The sequence below is a fragment of the Zhenpiania hominis genome, from assembly GCF_014333425.1.
Classification (GTDB): Bacteria; Bacillota; Clostridia; order Peptostreptococcales; family Anaerovoracaceae; genus Hominibacterium; species Hominibacterium hominis.
The window spans coordinates 1-22,330 of record NZ_JACRYT010000025.1 but is presented as its reverse complement, the minus strand read 5'-3'; the positions used below and the strand labels follow the sequence as shown (position 1 = coordinate 22,330).

General features: G+C 46.8%; 27 protein-coding genes and 1 tRNA gene. 25 read left to right on the top strand and 3 right to left on the bottom strand.

Translation table 11 applies throughout. The features are described from left to right. The first annotated feature begins 2 nt into the window (after window positions 1–2). The 19 genes from H9L42_RS14765 to H9L42_RS14680 all read left to right on the top strand — a co-directional run bounded on the left by H9L42_RS14765 (window position 3) and on the right by H9L42_RS14680 (window position 14,671). The gene (locus tag H9L42_RS14765; protein WP_187304179.1) at window positions 3–686 is read left to right on the top strand and encodes an acylneuraminate cytidylyltransferase family protein; all 684 of its coding nucleotides are present in this window, start codon (window positions 3–5) and stop codon (window positions 684–686) included. 297 nt (window positions 687–983) lie between these two features. Next, on the top strand, window positions 984–1,322 hold the full coding sequence (locus H9L42_RS14760; protein WP_187304178.1) for a hypothetical protein: 339 nt from the start codon (window positions 984–986) through the stop codon (window positions 1,320–1,322). Between the two features lie 9 nt (window positions 1,323–1,331). After that, window positions 1,332–2,111: a hypothetical protein gene (locus H9L42_RS14755; protein WP_187304177.1), complete on the top strand. Its 780-nt coding sequence runs from the start codon at window positions 1,332–1,334 to the stop codon at window positions 2,109–2,111. 9 nt (window positions 2,112–2,120) lie between these two features. After that, window positions 2,121–2,546, top strand: a complete 426-nt coding sequence (locus H9L42_RS14750) for a cupin domain-containing protein (protein ID WP_187304176.1) — start codon at window positions 2,121–2,123, stop codon at window positions 2,544–2,546. A 665-nt stretch (window positions 2,547–3,211) separates the two neighbouring features. Next, window positions 3,212–3,340: a hypothetical protein gene (locus H9L42_RS17465; RefSeq protein WP_465270670.1), complete on the top strand. Its 129-nt coding sequence runs from the start codon at window positions 3,212–3,214 to the stop codon at window positions 3,338–3,340. Window positions 3,341–3,348: 8 nt separating this feature from the next. Beyond that, complete coding sequence (locus H9L42_RS14745) at window positions 3,349–3,597, top strand: hypothetical protein (RefSeq protein ID WP_187304175.1); 249 nt, start codon at window positions 3,349–3,351, stop codon at window positions 3,595–3,597. A gap of 98 nt (window positions 3,598–3,695) precedes the next feature. Further along, on the top strand, window positions 3,696–5,471 hold the full coding sequence (locus H9L42_RS14740; RefSeq protein WP_346726330.1) for an AAA family ATPase: 1,776 nt from the start codon (window positions 3,696–3,698) through the stop codon (window positions 5,469–5,471). 25 nt (window positions 5,472–5,496) lie between these two features. Further along, window positions 5,497–5,718: a hypothetical protein gene (locus tag H9L42_RS14735; RefSeq protein ID WP_187304174.1), complete on the top strand. Its 222-nt coding sequence runs from the start codon at window positions 5,497–5,499 to the stop codon at window positions 5,716–5,718. 52 nt (window positions 5,719–5,770) lie between these two features. Continuing rightward, window positions 5,771–5,920 (top strand): hypothetical protein, encoded by a 150-nt coding sequence (locus H9L42_RS14730; protein WP_187304173.1) that lies wholly within the window; start codon window positions 5,771–5,773, stop codon window positions 5,918–5,920. Between the two features lie 17 nt (window positions 5,921–5,937). Beyond that, window positions 5,938–6,285, top strand: a complete 348-nt coding sequence (locus tag H9L42_RS14725) for a hypothetical protein (RefSeq protein ID WP_187304172.1) — start codon at window positions 5,938–5,940, stop codon at window positions 6,283–6,285. Between the two features lie 469 nt (window positions 6,286–6,754). Then, the gene (rfbA, locus tag H9L42_RS14720) at window positions 6,755–7,639 is read left to right on the top strand and encodes a glucose-1-phosphate thymidylyltransferase RfbA (protein WP_187304171.1); all 885 of its coding nucleotides are present in this window, start codon (window positions 6,755–6,757) and stop codon (window positions 7,637–7,639) included. 54 nt (window positions 7,640–7,693) lie between these two features. After that, window positions 7,694–8,749 (top strand): LCP family protein, encoded by a 1,056-nt coding sequence (locus H9L42_RS14715; protein ID WP_187304170.1) that lies wholly within the window; start codon window positions 7,694–7,696, stop codon window positions 8,747–8,749. A 48-nt stretch (window positions 8,750–8,797) separates the two neighbouring features. Continuing rightward, a complete protein-coding gene (locus tag H9L42_RS14710) occupies window positions 8,798–10,261 on the top strand; it encodes an Ig-like domain-containing protein (protein WP_187304169.1) in 1,464 nt (487 codons plus the stop codon). 177 nt (window positions 10,262–10,438) lie between these two features. After that, a complete protein-coding gene (locus H9L42_RS14705; RefSeq protein ID WP_187304168.1) occupies window positions 10,439–11,044 on the top strand; it encodes a hypothetical protein in 606 nt (201 codons plus the stop codon). A gap of 70 nt (window positions 11,045–11,114) precedes the next feature. Then, the gene (locus H9L42_RS14700) at window positions 11,115–11,699 is read left to right on the top strand and encodes a sortase (protein ID WP_187304167.1); all 585 of its coding nucleotides are present in this window, start codon (window positions 11,115–11,117) and stop codon (window positions 11,697–11,699) included. Beyond that, window positions 11,683–12,510 carry a hypothetical protein gene (locus H9L42_RS14695; RefSeq protein WP_187304166.1) on the top strand — a complete coding sequence of 276 codons (828 nt, stop codon included), beginning with the start codon at window positions 11,683–11,685 and terminating at the stop codon, window positions 12,508–12,510. The genes H9L42_RS14700 and H9L42_RS14695 overlap by 17 nt, the downstream gene beginning before the upstream one ends. A gap of 1 nt (window position 12,511) precedes the next feature. Then, window positions 12,512–13,246 (top strand): CpsB/CapC family capsule biosynthesis tyrosine phosphatase, encoded by a 735-nt coding sequence (locus tag H9L42_RS14690; protein WP_187304165.1) that lies wholly within the window; start codon window positions 12,512–12,514, stop codon window positions 13,244–13,246. Between the two features lie 13 nt (window positions 13,247–13,259). Next, entirely contained in the window at window positions 13,260–13,982 is a 723-nt protein-coding gene (locus H9L42_RS14685) for a YveK family protein (RefSeq protein WP_187304164.1), read from the top strand. After that, window positions 13,982–14,671, top strand: coding sequence for a CpsD/CapB family tyrosine-protein kinase (locus tag H9L42_RS14680; RefSeq protein ID WP_187304163.1), 690 nt, complete (start codon window positions 13,982–13,984; stop codon window positions 14,669–14,671). Before H9L42_RS14685 ends, H9L42_RS14680 begins: the two co-directional genes overlap by 1 nt. A gap of 82 nt (window positions 14,672–14,753) precedes the next feature. On the opposite strand, the gene H9L42_RS14675 is transcribed toward H9L42_RS14680, so the two are convergent. Both H9L42_RS14675 and H9L42_RS14670 read right to left on the bottom strand, forming a co-directional pair. Beyond that, window positions 14,754–16,160, bottom strand: coding sequence for an MDR family MFS transporter (locus H9L42_RS14675; RefSeq protein ID WP_187304162.1), 1,407 nt, complete (start codon window positions 16,158–16,160; stop codon window positions 14,754–14,756). Continuing rightward, on the bottom strand, window positions 16,153–16,593 hold the full coding sequence (locus H9L42_RS14670; RefSeq protein ID WP_187304161.1) for a MarR family winged helix-turn-helix transcriptional regulator: 441 nt from the start codon (window positions 16,591–16,593) through the stop codon (window positions 16,153–16,155). The genes H9L42_RS14675 and H9L42_RS14670 overlap by 8 nt, the downstream gene beginning before the upstream one ends. 496 nt (window positions 16,594–17,089) lie before the next feature. Between H9L42_RS14670 and H9L42_RS14665 the strand changes: the two genes are divergently transcribed. Both H9L42_RS14665 and H9L42_RS14660 read left to right on the top strand, forming a co-directional pair. Further along, the gene (locus tag H9L42_RS14665) at window positions 17,090–18,472 is read left to right on the top strand and encodes an MATE family efflux transporter (RefSeq protein WP_187304160.1); all 1,383 of its coding nucleotides are present in this window, start codon (window positions 17,090–17,092) and stop codon (window positions 18,470–18,472) included. Window positions 18,473–18,484: 12 nt separating this feature from the next. Continuing rightward, window positions 18,485–18,976, top strand: a complete 492-nt coding sequence (locus H9L42_RS14660) for a hypothetical protein (protein ID WP_187304159.1) — start codon at window positions 18,485–18,487, stop codon at window positions 18,974–18,976. A gap of 194 nt (window positions 18,977–19,170) precedes the next feature. Here the strand turns inward: H9L42_RS14660 and H9L42_RS14655 are convergent. Continuing rightward, window positions 19,171–19,245, bottom strand: a tRNA-Glu gene (locus tag H9L42_RS14655). Between the two features lie 168 nt (window positions 19,246–19,413). On the opposite strand from H9L42_RS14655, the gene H9L42_RS14650 reads away from it, so the two are divergent. The 4 genes from H9L42_RS14650 (at window position 19,414) to H9L42_RS14635 (ending at window position 22,261) form a co-directional block, all read left to right on the top strand. Further along, complete coding sequence (locus H9L42_RS14650) at window positions 19,414–19,668, top strand: hypothetical protein (RefSeq protein WP_187304158.1); 255 nt, start codon at window positions 19,414–19,416, stop codon at window positions 19,666–19,668. A gap of 30 nt (window positions 19,669–19,698) precedes the next feature. After that, window positions 19,699–20,187: an RNA polymerase sigma factor gene (locus H9L42_RS14645; protein WP_187304157.1), complete on the top strand. Its 489-nt coding sequence runs from the start codon at window positions 19,699–19,701 to the stop codon at window positions 20,185–20,187. Further along, a complete protein-coding gene (locus H9L42_RS14640; RefSeq protein WP_187304156.1) occupies window positions 20,177–20,929 on the top strand; it encodes an anti-sigma-I factor RsgI family protein in 753 nt (250 codons plus the stop codon). The genes H9L42_RS14645 and H9L42_RS14640 overlap by 11 nt, the downstream gene beginning before the upstream one ends. A gap of 345 nt (window positions 20,930–21,274) precedes the next feature. Next, complete coding sequence (locus H9L42_RS14635; protein WP_187304155.1) at window positions 21,275–22,261, top strand: DMT family transporter; 987 nt, start codon at window positions 21,275–21,277, stop codon at window positions 22,259–22,261. Window positions 22,262–22,330: the final 69 nt, after the last annotated feature.

Here is a 22,330-nt window from a genome sequence, read left to right as displayed (position 1 = left end):
ATATGAAAAATATAGCCATTATACCTGCACGCAGTGGTTCAAAGGGATTAAAAGATAAAAATATAAAGTTATTAAATGGGAAACCTCTTATGTGGTATTCTATTCAGGCTGCATTGAAGTCAAATTGCTTTGATGAGGTAATGGTTTCTACTGACAGTGAGAAATATGCTAATATTGCCAGATGTAGTGGTGCATCAGTACCATTTTTGCGATCAAATGAACAAAGTAGTGATATGGCAAGAAGTTGGAGTGTGGTAAATGAGGTCCTCAATAAATATATTGAGAATGGGCAAAAATTTGATACTATTTGTTTATTGCAACCTACATCGCCACTAAGAACGGCCTCTAATATTGCAGAAGGCTATGATATGCTTGAAGAAAAAAGAGCGGATGCTATTACAGGTGTTTGTGAAGTGACACATTCTCCATTATGGGCTATGGTATTACCTGAAGATGGGTCACTTACAAGTTTTAGAAAAAAGTTTACAGATGCTCCAAGACAGAAGATGGATAGATACTATAGGATAAATGGGGCATTATATATCAGGAAAATTTCCTATAAAGAAGGAAGTATCGATATATTGGAAAAGAAGGAGTACGCATACATCATGAGCAGAAATGTGAGTATTGATATAGATACAATAGAAGATTTTGAGTATGCAGCATTTTTGCTCAAAGGACAATAAAATATTCAATTATTATTATGTATATACTTACTGATAATCTTTGAACCGTTAGTTATTTTGTGAACATCTTATTTTATAGCAATTATGTATGGTCTCTGAATAATTGAAAGCAGATTTTTTTGTTATCCAGAGAATTAAGTTTGTAATATCAAACCTATCTTATATTTTTATAATTATGAGAGCTTTTTACTATGAAATTCGATATATTGAGATACTGTTAAAACAGTGCACCTCAAAGCTAGTCGTAATAAAGCAACTGAATTCTATGTAAAGATACAGGAAGGAGTTTAGCAACTTATGAACAAGAAAAAATGCTTTGTAATAACACCGATTGGAAAAGAAGGAAGTGACCTTCGGAAATACATGGATGCAATGATTGAACATGTTGTTAAAAAAGTTATGAAAAATTATACTGTAATTGCGGCTCACCAAATATGTGTTACAGGAAATATTACAGAACAAATTATGAATGAAATTGCAGAAAACGATGCGATTTTTGCAAATCTTACAGGGTGCAATCCAAATGTAATGTATGAATTGGCACTAAGTCATTGTACTGGAAAGCCAGTAATTATGATAGCAGAAGAAGGGACAGAGATTCCTTTTGATATTAGTCCGATGAGGGTCTTTAAGTAGACATATGATGTGATTGGCATTGAAAAATTGAAAGAGACACTAATTCATGTAGTTAAAAACATTGAGACAAAAGGCAAGCTGTATGAATTTCAATCTGCTTTAGAAATGCTTGAAAAAACATATGGGATATCCATTGAGAAAGTAAAAGCAGTTGTAGATCCGTTGTTTTTAAAAATTGGAAGCCACCATGAGCCACCGATGTTACTGACAACAAAAGGAGAGTTGGAAGAGAATTTGTCTTTATCAGAACGAACAGAAGGTGCAACAAAAATACGCTTAGTTAATTATGCGGGGACATCTTTTCTCGCCAATGAAGTAATCAGTACCAGTTATGATCCAGAATGGAGAACATGGTTTGAAGACGCTCTTGATGGCGGAGTACTATTTAATTTAGTACTGACAAAGCCAGGGACATCAGCAGCAGAAGATGCTGCAAAGTATAAGATGTATCCGGAGCAGGGAACAGATATAAATAAAAATAATCTGATTCTCAAAAACTATGAGGCGATACAGGCTCTTATTGCGAAACAGCCACATATTAAGTTGTTAGCAAAATTCACAGATGTTGCACTCCCGTATGGTTTGTTTGAAACAATTTTTCCGGACAAGACGAAAAATCACATAAAAGTGGATCTGTATTCGCCGTTAACAGGGAACGATTCAGAAAGACCTTCATTCATGGTGTATAAATCGAAAAATCCGAAGTTGTATAATCATTTTTCGACCGTAATCACAAAATTAATGGAACACAAGAGTGCTGAAACAGTAATGAATACTCTTGCGCCTTAAGGAGACAAAATGAAACAACCAAAAGATAAAATATTTCATCTAAAAGAGGCAGAGATAAACGCCGCCTTAAATCAGGAATATCGGCAATATTTTATCGGCGACCTGAAAAAGCCGCAGATTCTTGATTATATTGAACAGGGTGATTTTGAAATTGGTACATCCCTTTATCAGACTGCCAAAGCGGATGTACCTCATATGCACGATCAGACGTCGGAAATTTTGTATATTCTGCAAGGTACTTACAAAATCTTTATTATGGACATCATGCAGGAGTACACACTGAATAAAGGAGACTTTTTTGTTCTCCCCCCGCGGACAGCGTATGCAAGTAAAGCGCTGGCACAGACCCAGGTTTTATTTGTAAAGACGGGTGGGAATGATAAACTCGCGGTTTCCATACCTCCTGAAGTACAGAGATGGATGGAATGCGATTAAAAATAAATCGGTTATTGAAGTATATGTATACATTCGCTCAGAGCAGCCTGTTCAGTTATGGTCGCTGTTCATAGAAGATTATATTATGCTGGAAATATTATTACAACGGGGTGGTAAAGGATGCGGATTTTAATGGCATTCAATATGCATCTTGCAGGGCTCTGAATGAAGAGTAGTCTGCGGGAGTTATAATCTTGTGTTGGTAACTTTTGAATTTGATTCGAATGGATTCGACATAAAATTACGGCAATGTATTGGTGTCGGTGAGCTAATAGTTATAGATATAAGAGAGAGGTCAGAGAATATAAAGGGCAATCCGCGCCGTTGGCAATTCGGACGTATGTCATCGATATATAAGGAAATTTAGATTTGAGGATAAAGGAAATTCAAAATGCGTGACATTAGTACACTACATTTTATTTTGCATGTGTCAGATTTTCATATAACTGACGGGAACAAAGAAGTGATTAGTAATGCGTTGCAAGCACTAATAAGTAAACTAAGAGAAGAGCATATTAAAATTGATTAGTTCGGAAGTATTTTGGAACAGCAAAAGCGGTTCTTATTAAAATTATCGAACAGTATAAAGCGAAGAATATTGATGTTGATAAAATTTTTGAACTTGCTAAAGAATTAAATATGAATATTAATATTCTAGTCTGAGGGTGCTGATGGAATTGCTGCACAAGCATTGTGACAAGCAAGTGATTCTCTTAATCGATGAATATGACACTCCTTTGAAACGGGTAAAGAAAAAACAGTATGAGGATTTGCGCTTCACAGCAAAAAGATAGAGGAACTGGTGGGACAGTGGAATGAGATCTGTCCGGATTATCAATATCATTATAATATAGATGAGCTTTGGAAAGACAATCTCATATCTTCCGGGAACAGGATGTTCGCACAGGAGATTCAGCAGATTCAGAAGATGAATGCAGAAACCGGAGCGGGAGAGAAACAGATAGATGCAGTGATCTATCAAACAGCAACAGAAGATTTCTTCCAGTACAATTTGATTGCCAAAGAAATAAGAGATCAGATCATAGGATAGAGCAGGGCTTCTGTCCACTCCTACCGGCCGTACAGCGAAATTTCGTACGAACTTGACGGCTCTGCGGCTTAACGGTAAAATGGATACATAACAGGTGGATGATTACCAAAGGTGTAGAAGTGCGGTTTTGGAACTATTCCATGCTACCGATGACGGAAAGGAGCGCGGGGAAGGTGAGAAAGAAACTTCCCATTGGGATTGAAAACTTTGAAGAATTTTTTTCGGAGGATTTTTACTATGCAGATAAAACGCTGTTCATAAAAGAACTTTTGCAGAATTGGGGAAAGGTAAACCTGTTTACCAGGCCGCGACGGTTTGGCAAGTCCCTTAACATGAGTATGTTGAAATGCTTCTTTGAGACAGGGACCAACCCTGCGCTGTTCGATGGCTTAAAGATTGCGCAGGACAAAGAATTGTGTGAGAAATACATGGGGAAGTTCCCCGTGATTTCCATCAGCCTTAAAAGTGTAGATGGACTGAATTTCAAAGCAGCATCGGATGCACTGAGGACAGTAATAGGCAATGCGTCTAAACGTTTCCGATTTTTGCTTGAAAGTCCGTCTTTGAATGAAAAAGATAAAACGTCCTATGAACGTCTCATCAATGTAGACAGTCGAAGTGACGCAAGCTATGCAATGTCAGATGCGACGTTGATTGATAGTTTAAATATTCTTTCTCAGTTGCTGACGCAGCATTACGGCCGGAAGGTTATTCTGCTGATTGATGAATATGATGTTCCGTTGGATAAGGCGTTCTTGGCCGGATATTACGATGAGATGGTAAGCCTCGTCCGCAATCTTTTGGGTAATGCGCTGAAAACGAACGACAGCCTGTACTTTGCGGTGCTCACTGGGTGTCTCAGGGTTTCTAAGGAAAGTATCTTCACCGGACTGAACAATCTGAAGGTACACACGATCTCGGATGCTCGGTATGATGAGTTCTTCGGGTTCACCAATGCGGATGTGGATGAAATGCTGGCATTCTACGGACTGAGTCCTCATAAGGGTGTAATCCGGGATTGGTATGATGGATACCGTTTCGGGGATACGGATGTATATTGCCCCTGGGACGTGATCAATTACTGCGATGAATTGTTGGCAGCTCCATCGACTCCGCCAAAAAATTACTGGGCGAATACCAGTGGCAATAGTCTTGTTTGCCGTTTGCTTGAGAGGGCAGATCAAACCACGAAAGATGAGGTAGAGGAACTGTTAAACGGAGGAAAGATCACGAAAAGGATCAGTCAGGAGCTGACTTATCGGGATATTGAGGATAGCCTTGAGAATGTATGGAGTGTTCTGTATGCCACAGGTTATTTGACAGGTAGACATGTGGACCAGGCTGACGCAGACATATTTAGTTTGTGGATTCCAAATGGCGAGATTCACAAACTATTTTATGAACTGGTGAAGGATTGGTTCCGGGAGGTAACGCATTCGGACACAGAGCGGATCAACCGTTTCTGCGCGGCGTTTCCTGCCGGGGATGTGGCAACCATCCAGGAGATGCTCGGTGATTACCTTTGGGATTCCATCAGTGTGCGGGATACAGCAGTACGCAGAAACATGAAGGAAAACTTCTATCACGGTATGCTGCTGGGATTACTGCAGAGCCAGGGAAGGTGGTTGGTTAAGTCTAATAGGGAGACGGGGGAAGGATACAGTGATATCTCTATCCAGACGCCAGACAGAATAGGGATGATTATCGAACTGAAATATGCGGCTGACGGGAACCTGGAGAAGGCATGCGATGAGGCACTCGTGCAGATTGAAGAAAAAAAGTATGCAGAAGGTCTGAAACGCAGGGGGACGAAGAAGATCATCAAGTATGGCATTGCTTTCTATGAGAAAGAGTGTATGGTCGTGATGGCGTAACAATACCCTCTGTGGAAGCAGTGTGATGGCTTTTGCAGAGGGGTTTCCGTCTGTTCATCTTTCCGATCAAAATCAACAAGCTTTTTCAATCTCAAATCGTCGCTTTGCCGCGTTTGAGATTGTCGAGTGTCAGAAAGGCAGGTTGCAACCTGGAACCAGGGTGTTTTCAAACTTCCCTTTGAAACGCCGTAGGGCCGGGGTGGTGAAGAGTGCCCTTTTTGAGACAGCTTTCTTAGAAACATTTTGAAAATTTTTTCAGTTGTTTCTATTTTTTCAACGCCTCCAGGAGGCGAAAAAGAGTGAAGCAATGTAAAATTGCTCTTTTTTCAAAAAACAGGTTCCGGCAGCCTTGGAAAATTAGTAACAAACAATCAAAATCTGGAATGGTTGATAAAGTTGATGTGATGGAACATGCGCCTGAAGATCGGGACGCATTCTCGATCAAGTAAAAGATGCTGTGGCCTTTGTGAAAACGCAAATCCGAGAGTATACCAAACTTGGAGAAGGTGTAGATCGTGTATATAGAGATATGGAAGAAGCGGGACTGCCGGAACCAGCATATCGTCAGTCCGAGTTCATGCTCTACGCGACACTAAAAAATAAGAATTGGGGAAAGGAAGATGCTTCATGGATACCAAGTGTACATGATAACATACATGATGAAAATAAGTTGTTGGAATTCTGCGCTACTCCCAAAACCAGGCGGGAGACGATGAGTTTTTTAGGACTGGCGAACCGGAGCAGGCTGGCAGAAAGAAATACGGACCTAGAGATTAAATCAAAGACTAAGAAAAATGAGGGCGTCCCGTTGTAAGCCATTCAGCGGAGAAAATACATGTTCGCACTGGAAATATAATTCATATTTACAGTACGAAAATATGAATTAGCAATACAAAAAAAAATAAAGTATGGCGAGCTGAGCGGTATACACCTAAGTGGAAAAACTGAAAATTACGTAGAAAATTTTACGAATTTTAGCCAATCGAGCAGGAAATCCACCGGAAATCAAGGAGAAAAATGTAAATTTTATACGCAATCTTCCCATTTTCGCTTTGTGTGTATACATTTGGTATACGCAATCGGGGGATTTTTCACGTAGGTGTGCGCCCAGCCCCGCCCGACCCCATATTTTGCCTCTTGCATCCTGCTTCTATAGCATTCACATCGCTGATATCGCTGAGGCATAAAAACTAGTCCACCCTATAAAGCGAACTGGCTTCCTTTTGGAGCCGGATCGCTTATTTCAAAAAAGAACAGAAACTCGCAAAAGGAGACGTACATACATGAAAGGAATCATCTTAGCGGCAGGCAAAGGCACTCGCCTTTACCCCATGACAAAACCGGTATGCAAGCCGCTGCTGCCGGTGTATGACAAACCCCTTTTATATTATCCCCTGACCGTATTGATTCAGGCGGGGATTCGGGAAATTCTGATTATCGTTCCGCCGGGGGAAGAGGAGGCGTTCACCTCCCTTCTGGGGGATGGCGGCGAAATCGGACTTCATATTGAATATAAAGTGCAGGAAGTTCCCAGAGGAATCGCGGACGCCTTTCTCGTGGGAAAAGAGTTTATTGGAGACGACAGCGTCTGCCTGCTTCTGGGTGACAACATTTTCTACTGTCCATATTTTGAGGAAATTCTGAAGAGCGCTCAGGAACAAAAGGAAGGCGCGGCAGTGTTCGGATATTGGGTACAGGATCCGAGGCCCTTTGGCGTCGTGGAATTCGACAAAAGGGGAAAGGCCATTTCCATTGAGGAAAAGCCGGCGCAGCCCAAATCCAACTACATCATTCCCGGGCTGTATTTTTATGACAACCAGGTGGTGGAAATCGCGGAAAACCTGATTCCGTCGGCCCGCGGTGAACTGGAAATCACTGATGTAAACCTGGAATACCTCAAACGAGGTCAGCTGCGGGTCATCCCCTTTGAAAAGGGCTTGACCTGGATGGACGCGGGAACCGCCGACTCCCTTCTGGAAGCGGCGGAGATTATCAAAGCCCTGCAGAAATCCGGCCAGTATATCGGATGCATCGAGGAAGCCGCTCTGAAAGAAGGCTTTGTCGGTCTGGAACAGATCCGCAAAAGAGGCGAGGCGCTCTCCATGACCAAATACGGACAATACCTGTTAACCCTAAAACGAAAAAACGAACCAAAAAGCGAAGACTGACCGAATCCGGCCGGTCTCGCTTTTTTCTATTACAAAAAAAGAAGGAGGCAGAATATGCGATCCGAACAGGGAAAGCAAAAGAAACCAATTAAAATGAGCACCGCGCTGCTCATTCTGGCGATTATCGCCGCGGCGGTCGTGCTGGCAGTCGTAATCGTAACCGGCATGAGCGGAAGCGAAGAGAACAAGAACGCGGAAAAACAGACCCAACCGACCCAGCAGGTTCTTTACGGAGATGAAGAACTGGGAATCGATCCCGTTGTTGACGAGCAGCTGCAGAACTACCGCAATGTTGTGCTTTTCGGGATTGACGCGGAAGATCTGGAGTCAGAAACCGGACACCGCAGTGACGCGATTATTGTTCTCAGTATGAATAAGGAAACGGACGAAGTAAAGATGTTTTCCGTTTACCGGGACACCTACCTGAAAATCGACGACGAACACGGCCTGGATAAGATCAACCACGCCTACGCCTACGGCGGCATGGAGCAGAGCATCAAAGCCCTGAACCAGAACCTGGATCTGAACATCCGGGAGGGAATGGCCCTTACCTGGAAAGCGGTGGCGGATCTGGTGGACAGCTTAGACGGCATTGAAGTGGACATTCAGGAAAGTGAGCGGACCTACATGAACGGCAGCCTTTCCGCGGAAAATCAGATAAAAAGCGCGGGAAAGCAGACCATCAACGGAGACCAGGCGGTTCTTTACGCGAGAATCCGGAAAGATTCCGCCAGAGGCGATTACCGGAGAAACGAGCGGATGAAAATTATTCTTTCCGCGGCTCTGAACAAGGCAAAGACACTGCCTGCCGGAGAACTGATGGATATTATGGATGATACCCTGGAGGAAGTGACCACCAATATGAGCTACAACCGCATGACCGATACGCTGATGGACATCGCGTCCTATGACCTGACAAACAGCGTAGGCTGGCCATATAAGACCAGCGGATGGACCCACAATTCCATCTGGTACGGTGTTCCTATTACCCTGGAAAGCAACGTCAAAAAACTGCACAAGCGCTTTTTCGGGCAGGACAATTACGACCCGACGGACTTTGTAAAAAAAGTCAGCGGCCAGATCGAGGCGGAGAGCGGGTATTCCAACTGATTACATAATTTTGTGTAATAAATAAAACTTGTTAGGAGGAAAAGCAAAATGGTACAGACAAGGAAAAAATGGATGGCGCTCATAATTGCCGCGGCCATGGCCTTTTCGGTCATCGGGCTGGGACTTTCCACGGAAAGCGTCAGCGCGGCGAGTAAAAAAGCGCCAAAACCAAAGAAAATTTACCTGAAAGCCACATCTAAGCGAGTGGATATAAAGGGTAAAGTACGGGTGTCCGTAAAATCCGTCCGTCCGAAGAACGCCAGCAAAAAAGTCAGATGGAAATCCAGCAATCCGAGAATTGCCAGAGTTTCCAAAAATGGCGTTGTAACCGGAAAGCGGACCGGAAAGGTACGGATTACGGCAACTTCTAAGAGAAGCAAGCGGGTAAAGAAAACGATCACCATCCGCGTTAAAAAAATGACGCCGAGAGTAAAAATCGCGTCCAAAGCAACCGCGTATACCGGCGTGAAAAAGACGGTAAAGGCGACGGTTGGACCGAAAGGCGTTTACAACAAAGGCGTGCGCTATAAATCCAGCAACCGCAATATCGCGACCGTAAGCAGCAAAGGCGTCATCACCCCCAAGAAAAAAGGAACCGTTACCATCACCGCGTATTCAAAGGAAAACAAAAAGTACAGAGATAAGTGCCGGGTAACCGTAAGACAGTCTATTACAGGAATGAAGTTCGCGGTTGCTTCCAAAGAAATGCAAACAGGAACCACAGCGACGAATGCGCTGACCATCAGTCCGTCCAACCCGTACAGCAAGGCGGTTACTTATACCAGCAGCAATCAGGCAGTGGCGACAGTAAACGCGTCCGGTACCGTAACCGCGGTTGCTCCGGGAACCGCGACCATTACCGCGACCGCCAAATACGGAGCGAAGAAAACCGCTTCTTACAAAGTGACGGTCTACGATGTACTGAATGCTTCCAATGGAACTTACACGTTGGATGAAAGCAAGTACAGTTCCTATCGCGTTTCCGCGGTAAGAGAGGGCAAGCCTGCCTCAATTACACTGACGCCCGCGGACATTGACAATTTGTTTGGAAACGGAAACGCCGGATTTGACTGGTCCAACGCGATGAGCGTGCGGGACAACTTCCCGAAAGCGGCCTTTAACTACAACTCCGGAAATGATTATATCTTTTCCAAATCCGGAAACAAAGTCACCATCAAATTTTCAGACGATGTGATGCGTACCAGCTGGTACTATGTACCGGACAAGAGCTTTGTGATGGAAGGAAACGGATATACCCTGACCCTCTTCCAGATGGCGGATGGAACCGGCGAACAGATTTCGCTGACCATGCAGGACAACACACTGAAAGCCGGATCGGACACAAAGGGGGTTACCTTAGAGAAAAATGGGGACACCATTGAAGTGACAGCGACTGCCAGAGGCACAACGGTAAACGCGACCCTGAGAAGTGTAAGCGCGACCCAATATACGGTAAGCTTCGATCCATCCTACATCAGCAAATACCAGGTAGAAGTGAAGGCTTATAAATAATAGGGAAAGCAAATGAAAAACAGATCAGCCGCGCAAAACTCCGCGCGGCTCATTCTGTTTTTCTGAAAAATTACCGGAAATTTCGGGAAGAGAGCGCCGAAACAACCAGCGCGCTGTTCCCGGAGTTTCAGCGCATGAGGGGAATTTGCGCAAAACCAAAGGAGGAAAGAAACGATCATGAGGAAATCCATGATTGCGGGTATTGTACTGATACTTACTATGATATTCTCGATGGTTCCCGCTTATGCGGGGAGCATCAATGGACCGGAGGCCGGATTAATCAGCAAAGCGTCAGGCACATTCCGGTATCAGGGGAAAAACTACAAGGCGACTTCATCGGCTCTGGGACAATTGAGGGCTTATCTGAGCCGCGATGATATTGAGCTTACCCCGGAACAGGCGGAGCGGGCGGCTTCGCTGATGTATTCCAATGTGGAAGGCGGCGTGCTGGACGGCTACCTGACGCCTGTAGAGGGAGTCCCTGGGACCACAGGAAGCAGTGACAGCAACAGCGTTCTCAACCGTCCGCAAAAGAGCAAAGCGCAAAAAAATAAAAAAGAAAAAGCAGGAAAGGCCAGTGTTCAGGTCAGGGAATCCCGATCCTCCCTGCGGGTGGCAGGAGTGAACGGGCAGGCTGTTTTTAAATCCGATCTTCCCGTAAAAGACACCGGATTTTCCTTTGGTAAAATAATCGCGCTCTTTGTTATTCTGATGTTTCTCCTTCCGGCGGGAACCCTTGCCGCCTGGAAGCTGCGTCTCTTCGCTCACCGCCATGTGTCGTAGGGGAGAAACGCGGATCATCCGCTTCATCATACTGGCGCTTTTCTTTGTCATCCTGGCAGGCGGCATTTATGTGACCGTGGGCAAAGAGTTTAAGAGCGCTTTGTCGTTAAAAATGCGGATGGCCATCGAGCAGGGGATTCCGGTGGGGGATTACTCACAAAAGGATAGCCCGCCTCAGGAAGGAGAACTGAAAAGGAGCGAAGCGGATCTTCCGAACCTGGGCAGTTGTTATGGGAGGATCCTCTGTGAGAAAATCGGTCTTTCCGCCCCGCTGTATTATGGAGATTCCGATGTTATTTTAGAAAAAGGCGCCGGCCAGTATATCGGCAGCGGACTTCCGGGGGAAGGGCGTCCGATTCTGGTGGGAGCCCATGATATTGGATATTTTGAACCTTTAAAGGATATCGAGCAGGGGGACCGGATTGAGCTGACAACTTCTTACGGAGTTTTTCAGTATCAGGTGACCGATATTACGGTTGGAGAGGCTTCGTCTATCGGGAAAAAGGAGCTGCGGCATCCTTACGAGGAGCTGATTTTATATACCTGTTATCCATTCGGAGGCTTTCTGGAAGAGAAGTCTCAGCGGTATTTTGTGGCGGCGGAAAAAATCAGCGGACCGATATTGAAGGAGGACAGCAATGAAGGACAGCAGTGAAAGACGAGCCAGGGCCGGTATCAGCGCGATCTTCGCGTTTCTCTTGTTCCTCTGCCTGACTACAGTGCTTGCGGGGACCTGCGCGATGGGAATCTTCAGTGAAAGCCATTTGCGGAGCAGCCTGCAAAACAGCAATTATATACAAGAAAGCGTTCGTTCACTGCGGGAAGCGCTGAAGACAGAAGCCGAGGAACACGGCCTGCCGGGAACCTTTCTCAGTGGACAAATTGATGAAAACTCGTTTAAGAAAGACCTGGAGGCGGAAATTGCCGGGGCCGGAGATGTGGAGCGGGGAAAGAGGCTGGAAACGCAAATTGCCGGGAGCATCGCTTCCTATCTGAGGGAACATCAAGTGGGACAAAACGAGAGGGTTGAAGAGGCTTCCGCGGAAATCGCGGCGAAAACCGCGGGGTATTATGAAAATTACACATCCTTTCCCTTCGCGGAGGTGCTTTTCGAATATAAAGAGGGGATTTTTTCATGGATGAAAATTTTACTTCCCGCGAGCCTTCTGCTGGCGGCTGTTCTGGTTTTCCTGCTTTTCCGACTGCACGAAACCTTTCGTGAGGGAGGATGCTATGGCCTGAGCAGCCTGCTGGCGACGGCAATTGTCAGCGGTATAGCCGGTTTCGCGCTGCGATTTGAGAATAAATGGGAATTCTCTTCAGACTTCCCCGCTTATCAGGCGTTTGTGGAAGCGTTTTTTAAAAGTCCGGCTATGGTACTGTGGGTCAACGGATTTTGTCTGGCGCTGCTTTCGATCATCGGAATGGCCATACTAAAATCCCCGGAGAAAAAAGAGAGGTACTAGATTGAGCAGAAGATGGAGATACATGGATATCCATACGCATATCCTTCCCGGAATCGACGATGGCTCCGCCAGTATGGAAGAAACTCTGCGTATGCTGCAGCAGGCGTACGCGGAAGGGATCCGCGTGCTGATCGCGACGCCCCATTATGGAAAATGGAATCCGGATTATGATCGAAAAAAAGCGGAAGATCTATGCAGACAGGTGCGGAAGCGTCTTGCCGCTTTACATAGTGATATGAAGATTTTTATGGGAAACGAGATTTACTACGCGCCAGGGGTTTTAGATGATTTGCGCGCAGGCAAGGCGGCCACTCTGGGCGGCACGGATTACGCGCTAGTTGAGTTCTCCGCCAAAGCGGAATATCAGGAGCTGTACCAGGGCCTGCGCGATTTTGTGACCGCGGGATACCGGCCGATTCTGGCCCATATAGAACGGTATCAGTGTCTCGCGAAAGAATTGGATCTGGTGCGGGATTTGGTAGAGAATGGTGTGTACGTGCAGGTAAACGCCCGCGGTTTTCTCGGTGGAAAGTTTGACAAGCGGACTGCCTGGTGTCTCAAGTTATTTGAAAATGATCTGATTCACTTTATTGCCAGCGATTGCCATAATTGTGAGTCCAGGGCGCCGGTTTTACAGCAAGCGGTTGAAAAATTGCTGTCCCATGGACCAAGAGAAGCGGTGGAGCGTATTGTTCAAAACAATGTGATTCAATTAGCAAAAAATAAATATATATAAGGAGAACAAAGAAATGAATCAACAGAGAGACGAAATTGAAATCGATTTGAGGGACATATTTTATGTGCTGAAAAAAAGGTTTCTGATTATTTTGCTGACTGCCATGGTCTTTGCCGCCGGCGCCGGCGTATATAGTTTTTTTATCGCCAGCCCGGTTTATGAGTCCACTTCCAAGCTTTATATTCTGACTCAGTCCACGTCGATTACGTCGCTGGCGGATATTCAGGCAGGCTCTTCCCTGGCCCTGGACTATGTGGAAATGATCCAGAGCCGGGCGGTGGTAGAGGAAGTTATCGATAATCTGGATCTGGACATGGAATATGAGGAAATGCTGGGGATGCTGACGGTAACCAACCCGGCGGACACCCGGATTCTCAACATCAGTATCCAGAATACGGACGCGGCGCTGACAACAGAAGTGGCCAATGAATTTTCCAATGTAGCGAAAAAGCAGATTTCAAAAGTTATGGATACGGACGAGCCGTCCGTGTTTGAAACGGCCCATCTTCCGGATGAGCCTATTAAACCGGAAAAAACAAAGAATGTCGCCATCGCGTTCCTTCTTGGAGCCTTTCTTTCGGCGCTGGTTGTGATTGTACTGTATATTCTCAATGACAGCATTAAAGATCGGGATGACATTGAACGGTATCTGGAGCTGAATACGCTGGCGGAGATTCCTATAGAAAGCGGAAAAAAGGAAAAAAAGCACAGGTTTAAGAAAAGAGGTGGAAAGTAATGGCAAACCAAATTATCTTTAACAATCTGGAAGAGCTGGATTATGGCCAGCGAGAAGCCTTTAATTCCCTGAGGACCAATCTGCAGTTCTGCGGAGCGGATTTAAAAGTGCTGCTTTTTACCAGCTGCGCTCCCAACGAAGGGAAGAGCACGGTTACGTTCCAGCTTGCCCGTTCTATGGCGGAAAACAATAAAAAAGTTGTTCTGGTAGACGCGGATTTGCGTAAATCCGTTATGCTCGGGCGATATAAAGCCCAGGCGGCCGATAAGAAGGTGGGAGGCCTGTCCCATTATCTGTCTAAGCAGGCCCAAATCAGCGACATCCTATTTGCCACGAATATTCCCAATTTTGACGTTATTTTAACGGGTCCGCTGTCGCCGAACCCGACAGAACTGTTGGGCGGACCGCTGTTTTCTGAACTGATTGAACGCCTCCGGGAAAGCTATGATATGGTGATTATCGATTCACCACCCCTTGCTTCCGTCATTGACGCGGCAGTTATGGCTCCCTGCTGCGATGGAGCGGTGCTGGTAATCGAAAGCAACGCTACCAGCCACCGTATGGCGGTAAATGTAAAAAAACAGCTGGAAATGGCAAATTGCAAAATTTTAGGGGCCGTACTTAATAAAGTAAAACGGGATAACAGCCGATATTATTATAAGTACAAACATTACGGAGAGTACAAGTGATGCACTTCACTTGCTTTCATAAAAAATAATCGGAAAGGAAAACGCCGCGTTTCTCCTATGGGAGAGCGCGGCGTTTTCCGTTTTACCGATCTTTTTTCGGCACAAAGAAGACCGCGATGATCACCAGCGCCAGTGTGGAGAGCGACATGGCGAGAAAGGTGACATTCAAACCGTGCATAGCGGCTTCCTCCCCGTAGGTATCCGCGCTGGTTTCCGACATCCAGGTCATAATGGCTACGAAAATCGCGGTTCCGATGGCTCCGGCAATCGTCCTTAGGGAGGTCAGCAGTGCGGTTCCGTGGGCGGTCAGTCCGCTCCGGACTTTGCTGACGCCGTTGATTCCCCAGGTTACAAGGGGCATCATCAGACAGCCGATGGCGACGCAGCGCACAGCGTTGAAAAAAGAAGCCAGCCAGATGGAGGTCTGGGTTGTGATGAAGATCATCCCGATATTACTTGCCAGCATGAACAGGGAACCGGCGACAAAAAGGACTTTCATACCCAGACGATCATAGATTTTTCCCGCAAAGGGGCTGACAATGGCCATGCAGAGAGAGCCGGGAAGTGTAACCAGACCGGAGATGGTCGCCGAATACCCCATGATGGACTGTACATACAGAGGCATAATGATGGAAGAACCCATCATTACAAAATAAAGGAGCATGCTTCCGATGAGGCTGAGGGCAAATTCCTTGTAACGAACGATCCGGAGATCCAGAAAAGGTTCCGCGGAAGAAAACTGCCTGCGGATAAACAGCAGAGAAGCTACGCAGCCGATAACAAGGGGCAGCAGCGGCGGAAGGCTTATAAACGGGTAGGTTCCGATATTTCCGACTCCCAGAGTAATGCCGCCAAAGGCAAAAGCGCTCAGAACAAAAGAGTGGATATCGAATTTTTTCTCCGTGGTTTCCAGCACATTTCCAAACACAGCAATCGCGAAAACCAGGGAAATCAGCATAATTCCAATGGCGATGTAGAAGATCATCTGCCAGCCCATGGAATCCACCAGAATCCCCGCGAGGGTAGGCGCGACAACCGGAGCCGCGCCGACGGAAAGTCCGTACCAGCCCATAATGGTCCCCTGCTGCTCCGCCGGATAAATGGTTAAAAGAATAACCTGAGCCATGGACGAGAGAATCCCGTTTCCACAGGCCTGAAGAACCCGTCCGGTCATCATAAAGAGAAAATTAGGCGCGATTACACACATCGCCAGCCCCGCGATAAATACGATGATTGCCGTCAGATAAAGCCGGCGGGTCGGGAAGCGCGTAATCAGGAATGCGGTAAGGGGCATCATAATTCCCATTGCCAGAGAAAAGCCGCTGGTCAGCCACTGGCCGGTGGTAACGCTGATGTGAAAATCCCGCACAATCGGCGGCAGCGCCGTGGTCAGCGCTGTGGAGAGCATGGAAGACGCGATGCAGGTCAGCAGAATATTGATAAAAATAAGTGTTCGCTTTTTCTTTGTAATCCCAATGTTGTCAGTCATGTTGTTCCTTTTGCAGATAATAGTCCTGAATTTTAGAGAGAATCTGATAAAACTGCTCCTTTTCCTCCGCGGACAGAGCCGTCAGCATATCGCAGTACGCCTGTTCTCTCTGCCGGTGAAAGCCCCGCAGCTGTTCTTTGCCGCTATCGGTCAGAGAGACAATCAGGCTGCGCCGATCCTTTTCCGAGGGCGTGCGCCGGATGAGTCCCTTTTCCTCCAGCTTGATCAGTAGTTCTCCGAGAGAAGCCGGACGGATTTGCAGCGCGTCCGCGAGTCCTTTTTGGTTTATGGGGCCGGAATTTTCCAGCAGCAGGAGACAGCGGTATTGTCCGATAAAAGGAAGCAGATCGTTTCCTTTGGTACCGGGGATATTCCGGCTGAGCCTGGCTACGTTAAAAAAGAGAGAAACAATTTCCCGATCTGTAAAATTCAAGACAGTGACTCCTTTCTTTTAATAAGGCACCTTATTATTTGCCTCTGTTATTTATTATAGTAAGGTACCTGTCTTTTTGTCAAGAGGTTGTTTTCCGAAGCGATCGGGAAGGAAGCGGAAGTTGTGGTTCCTGGAATTGTATCCCCTGCCTTTCAAAACGGCCTTGTGGATACAAAACTTTCCGGTTTGCGGAAACGCTTTTTTGAGAAACCTCTGATTTCGACCGATTTTTGAAAAAGCAGGCCTTCAAACCCACAACTTTTGTATCCAACGGCCTATTTTCGACCATAGAGGATACAATGCGCCTGGCTCCGACAGGCAGGGAACTTTTCCGTTTTTTATATTGACACTGCCTTCTGCCTGTGCTACGATAAAACAGCTTGAAAAGGCTATAGATTTTCCTGTTTCTGAGCATAAACAGGAAGTCTGTAGCTTTTTTTCATGTGGGAGGCCGGTCAGCGGGATCGGGCTTCCAAAAAAGATGAGGAGGAGTTTTATGTCACAAAGTGAAAGGAACCATGAAAATCCTATGGGAACAAAGCCGATCATGCCGCTTTTGATGTCCATGTCTGTTCCGGCGATGGTTTCCATGCTGATTCAGTCTTTATATAATATTGTGGACAGTCTGTTTGTGGGCAGGCTGAGCCAGGAGGCGCTGACTGCGGTTTCCCTGGTTTTTCCGCTGCAGAACCTGGTTCTTGCGGTGGCGGTAGGAACGGGCGTGGGAGTGAACGCCAGCATTGCCAGGAGCATGGGCGAAAAAAATCAGAGAGAGGTGGACGAAGCCGCTTCCCACGGGCTGGTACTTACCTTTTTTCACATCCTGTTTTTTATCATTCTGGGATTGTTCGGCTCCCGCTGGTTTGTAGGGATGTTTACGGATTCAGCGGATATACTGGAAATGGGATGCGACTACAGTTACGTTGTCATCTGCCTGTCGGGGGCCAGCCTGGTTCATATTCTGATTGAGAAAATCTTCCAGGCCACCGGCCGGATGCTGATGCCGATGATCATGCAGATTGTAGGCGCGGTGGTCAATATTATTCTGGACCCGATTCTGATTTTCGGACTGCTGGGAGCGCCGGCTCTGGGAGTAAAGGGAGCGGCTATCGCGACGGTAATCGGGCAGTGCTGTGCCTGCTCCCTGGCGATTATACTATATGTAAAGCGGGATTGCGGCGTCCATATCCGTCTGAAAGGGTTCCGCTGGAACGGCTCAATGGTAAAACGTCTGTATGGGGTCGCAATCCCGTCGGGGATGATCATGTCAATGCCGTCGATTCTCGTGGGGCTGCTGAATGGAATCCTGGCGGGGCTCTCTCAGCTGGCGGTGGCGGTTTTCGGCATTTATTTCAAGCTGCAGACCTTTGTCTACATGCCATCCAACGGGCTGATTCAGGGGATGCGGCCGATTATCAGCTACAACTATGGCGCTCGGAATTACAAGAGGATGCAGCGCACCCTTCACTGCTCGATTGCCGTGACGGCAGCGATTATGGCGGTGGGAACCATATTGTTTTTGGCAGGCGGAAAGTGGATTCTGCTGATGTTCGGAGGGACGGAAGAAATGCTGGATATGGGTGTGCGGGCCTTCCGCATTATATGCGTGGGATTTATCTTTTCCGCGCTGGGCGTGATTATCGCCGGCGCTTTTGAAGCCCTGGGCATGGGCGGACATTCTTTGATTATATCTCTTCTGCGGCAGATGATGATTATACCGCCGCTGGCGTTTCTCCTGGTACGGGCCGGCCTTGGACTGACCGGCGTCTGGATTACCTTTCCCATCGCGGAAGTTACAGCTTCCATGGCGGCGGTTGTTTTATACCAGACTGTCTGGAAACGGTTGAAAAAACAGATGGAATGCGATAGGATCGAGTAAGGAGAAACGAAAATGGGATCTTATTATCGCAAACAGCTGCTTGTTCGTCTTCTGCTGTTTTTGGCAGGCGTGTTTCTGGATATCCTGAAAAAGTTTTTCCCTTCCGGAAGGCTCAGCCTGGGAGCGCAAAAGCTGTTTGCCGGTCGTTACCGCGCGGCGGACTGTTCCACTCTGCTTGTCGCGGCTGTATGGATCGGGTTTAATCTGATTTTTTTCGTACTTTACAGGCAAGGGATTATCGGAGTACCGGAACTCATGCTGCTGACGCTGTTTTATTTTCTTTCCGATATGGTTTGCGTCCTGTATTTCTGTCCCTTCCGATTGATGATGCATACCAGGTGCTGTACTACCTGCCGTATTTTTAACTGGGATTCCATGATGATGTGTACGTCGCTGCTGTTTATCGGAGGAATTTACGGCTGGAGCCTGAGATGCGGAAACTGCGAGGGGAATCTGTGCAGGGGACGGCTGAAGCGGAGATGCAGGGCGATCCGGGCAGGTTAGCGGATTTCAGGGCGCGCAAACAGGAAAGATTCGTCCCAAATTCTGAAAATCAGACCAGTTTGGGACGGGCGCGCTGTTTTTCTCACACAGATCCCATGAACCGTTAAAGCATTCTGTTCCTGACACGTTATAGTAAGGATATATGCAGTCACAAGAAAATAAAAAACCCTGAAACATTAAAATTTCAGGGCTGTTGGTATCCCGTAGGGGAGTCGAACCCCTGTTGCCGCCGTGAGAGGGCGGCGTCTTAACCACTTGACCAACGGGACATGTCGTTAATAATTATTATAAACGCATTCCCGGCGATTGTCCATACTTTTTTTAATAGTACGGGGCGGATAGAAAAAACAAAAAAATTTTCATATATGAATGATTTTCCGGATGTGAATCGTATTATTTATGAAAGCCGATAATTAAGGGAAGAGGAGGAAAGCATTATGAGAAAATTAACGCTTGGAATTTTAGTGGTGGCGCTGATTCTTGGATTGGGAACCGCGACAGTCTTCGCGGCAGGTCATTACCATAGCAATCACGGGACGGTTCAGACAGACGCGTTGTCCGGGAATCAGAGATACTGTCGGGATGCCAACGATGACGGGGTTTGTGATTATTACGGAAGCCACAGATGCGCGGGCGGATACGGACAGTGGTGCGGCCATGGACACGGAAGCCATTCCTGCTGGCGCAGATAAAAACAAAGATTATCAGAAGGTGAGCGGAGAATGCGAAGCGAAGAGGAAGTCAATCAGGCCATTGAGCGATACGCCGATACGGTTCGGCGGATTTGCATGGTACATCTGAAGAACGAGTCGGATACAGAGGACATATTTCAGACGGTTTTTCTGAAATATGCCCTTTTTCCGCGTGCCTTTCAAAGCGGCGAGCACGAGAAAGCCTGGATGATCCGAGTAACGATCAATGCCTGCCGGGACTTGCTCAAAAGTGTATTCCGCAGCCGGACGGTATCGTTAGACGTATTGGCAGAACAGCCGGGAGAACTTGATGAGGAGCATAGGGAGGTGCTGGAAGCGGTACTTGATCTTCCGCCAAAATACAAAAATGTCGTGTACCTTCACTATTATGAAGGCTATACGGCGGCGGAAATCGGGCAGATTCTTAAAAAGAATGTCAATTCTGTATATACGCTCCTGACGAGGGCGCGCAAACTGCTGAAAGAAAAGCTGGAAGGGGGGATGGAGATTGAAGAATAAAATAAAAGCCGCTCTGGAACCGATTCACGCGGAAGAACACCTGAAAGCTAATACCCGCCAGTATGTTTTCGATCGGATGGCAGAAAAAAAAGAAAAAAGAAAGCTTCTGCGCAGGTGGAGTATGCTTGCCGCCGCGGCCTGCTTTGTATGTGCTTTCCTGGCAGGAGGGTACTATCTGTATTTCACCCCCACGGCCTTTATCAGCGTCGATGTAAATCCATCTCTGGAGATAGAGGTGAACCGATTTGATCGGGTTATTGAAGTAAAAGGGTACAACCGGGACGGGCGGGAGCTCGCGGAATCGCTGGATATCCGACATTTGAATTATCAGGAGGCGCTGGATCGGATCCTGGAGGATGAGAGTATCAAAGCCTGCCTGAAGGAAGAGGAAGAACTGTCTTTGACTCTGGCTGGAGAAAATGAAAGGCAGTGCGCGGAAATCCGGCGGGATATGGAGTCGTGCGCGTCGGAACATGAAAACGTATATTGTCACTCCGGAAGCGTAAAACAGCGGGAACACGCCCATGCGGCCGGCGTTTCCTTCGGCAAATATCAGGCGTTTCTGGCGCTGAACGAACTGGACCCGTCCGTCACCCTGGAGGAGGTACGGGCAATGACCATGAGGGAAATCCGGGACAGGATCCGCGCCCTTTCCGAAAATCAGGGCGGACAGAATCCGGACTATCAGGAAGAAAGCTATGGGCATGGAAACGGAAAGGGCTGCGGCCATCATAGACATTAAGGAGCGCGCGTTGGCGGTGGATCGGAGACACGTATTGTATCCTGCGCGCTTGAAAATAGGCTGTTGGATACAAAAGTTATGGGATTGAGAGATTGATTTTACGAGAATAGAGCGAAATCCAAAATTTTTATAAAGTCTGATTCCGCAAACGGGAAAGTTTTGTATCCACAAAGCCGTTCTGCAGTAGCTGGGATACAATTCAGCTTTTCCGCTGTGCCTTCCCGAACCGGAAGGAATTCCATTTCCATCTGCTTCCCCTGAGAATACCGGAAATGGATATTGTCCGCTTCCTGAAAATGCGATAAAATAAAAGCAGTCTGACTGCGGCAGGAAGGAGGGCGGATTATGACAGATGAACAGAAACGCGGTACGCCGGCGAAAGGAACAGTGGATATTGATCAGGAAAGAAAACAGAGGAAAACGGTCATTATGGCTAATATCGGTCTGCTCTTTGTCGCCCTGTTCTGGGGAGGCGGCTTTGTAGCGGGAAAATTCGCTCTTCAGGGAATGGAGCCGCTGAATATCACCGCATACCGCTATGTAGGCGCGACGATTCTGATGGCCTGCTTCTGCGTGAAAAAATTCCGACTGATGAATGTGAAAATGATTCTTGGAGGGTCCCTTGTAGGATTCCTGGTATTTCTGGGAAATACGTTACAGACCATTGGTCTCCAGTATACGACGCCGGGAAAACAAAGCTTTATCATTTCCCTGTATACGGTTATGGTGCCGCTGCTTTCCTGGCTGATTCTGAGGATCCGTCCTCCCAAGAAAATTATTGCCGCGGCGGTGATCGCCCTGCTGGGAATTTCCCTGCTTACCTTAAAAGATGACCTGACCATCGGATGGGGAGACTTCCTGACCTTCCTTTTCGCGGTGGCCTTTTCAATCGAGGTGATCCTGCTGGGCGTTTTTATGAAAAACATGGATGCGAATCTGTTTACCTTTGTTGAAATCGCCTCAGCTGCGGTCTTTTCCGTGCTGACCGCTCTGATATTCGGGGAACCGGAAAGTCTTGTCGACATAGGTCTTGTTCCGTTAGCGGGTCTTATTTATCTGATTTCCTTTAATTCTACCTTCGCGTTTCTCTTACAGAACCGGTGCCAGAGCATCGCTCCGCCTAACTATGTAGCGATTCTTCTTTCTTCGGAAACGGTCTTTGGTACATTTTTCGCGATCGCTTTGGCGGGAGAGGTATTCAGCGGACGGATGATTATCGGCTGTATCCTTATGTTTGTGGCAATTTTTATCGCCGTAGCGCCGCCCCGAAAGAAAAAAGACTTGAAGTGCTATAATAAAGTTGTAACGGAAGTGGCTAATAAGATATACTAAAAACAATGAGAAAAGAGGTTCTTATCATGCCACAAAATTACACACCAGAGTTTAAAAAGAAGATTGTCC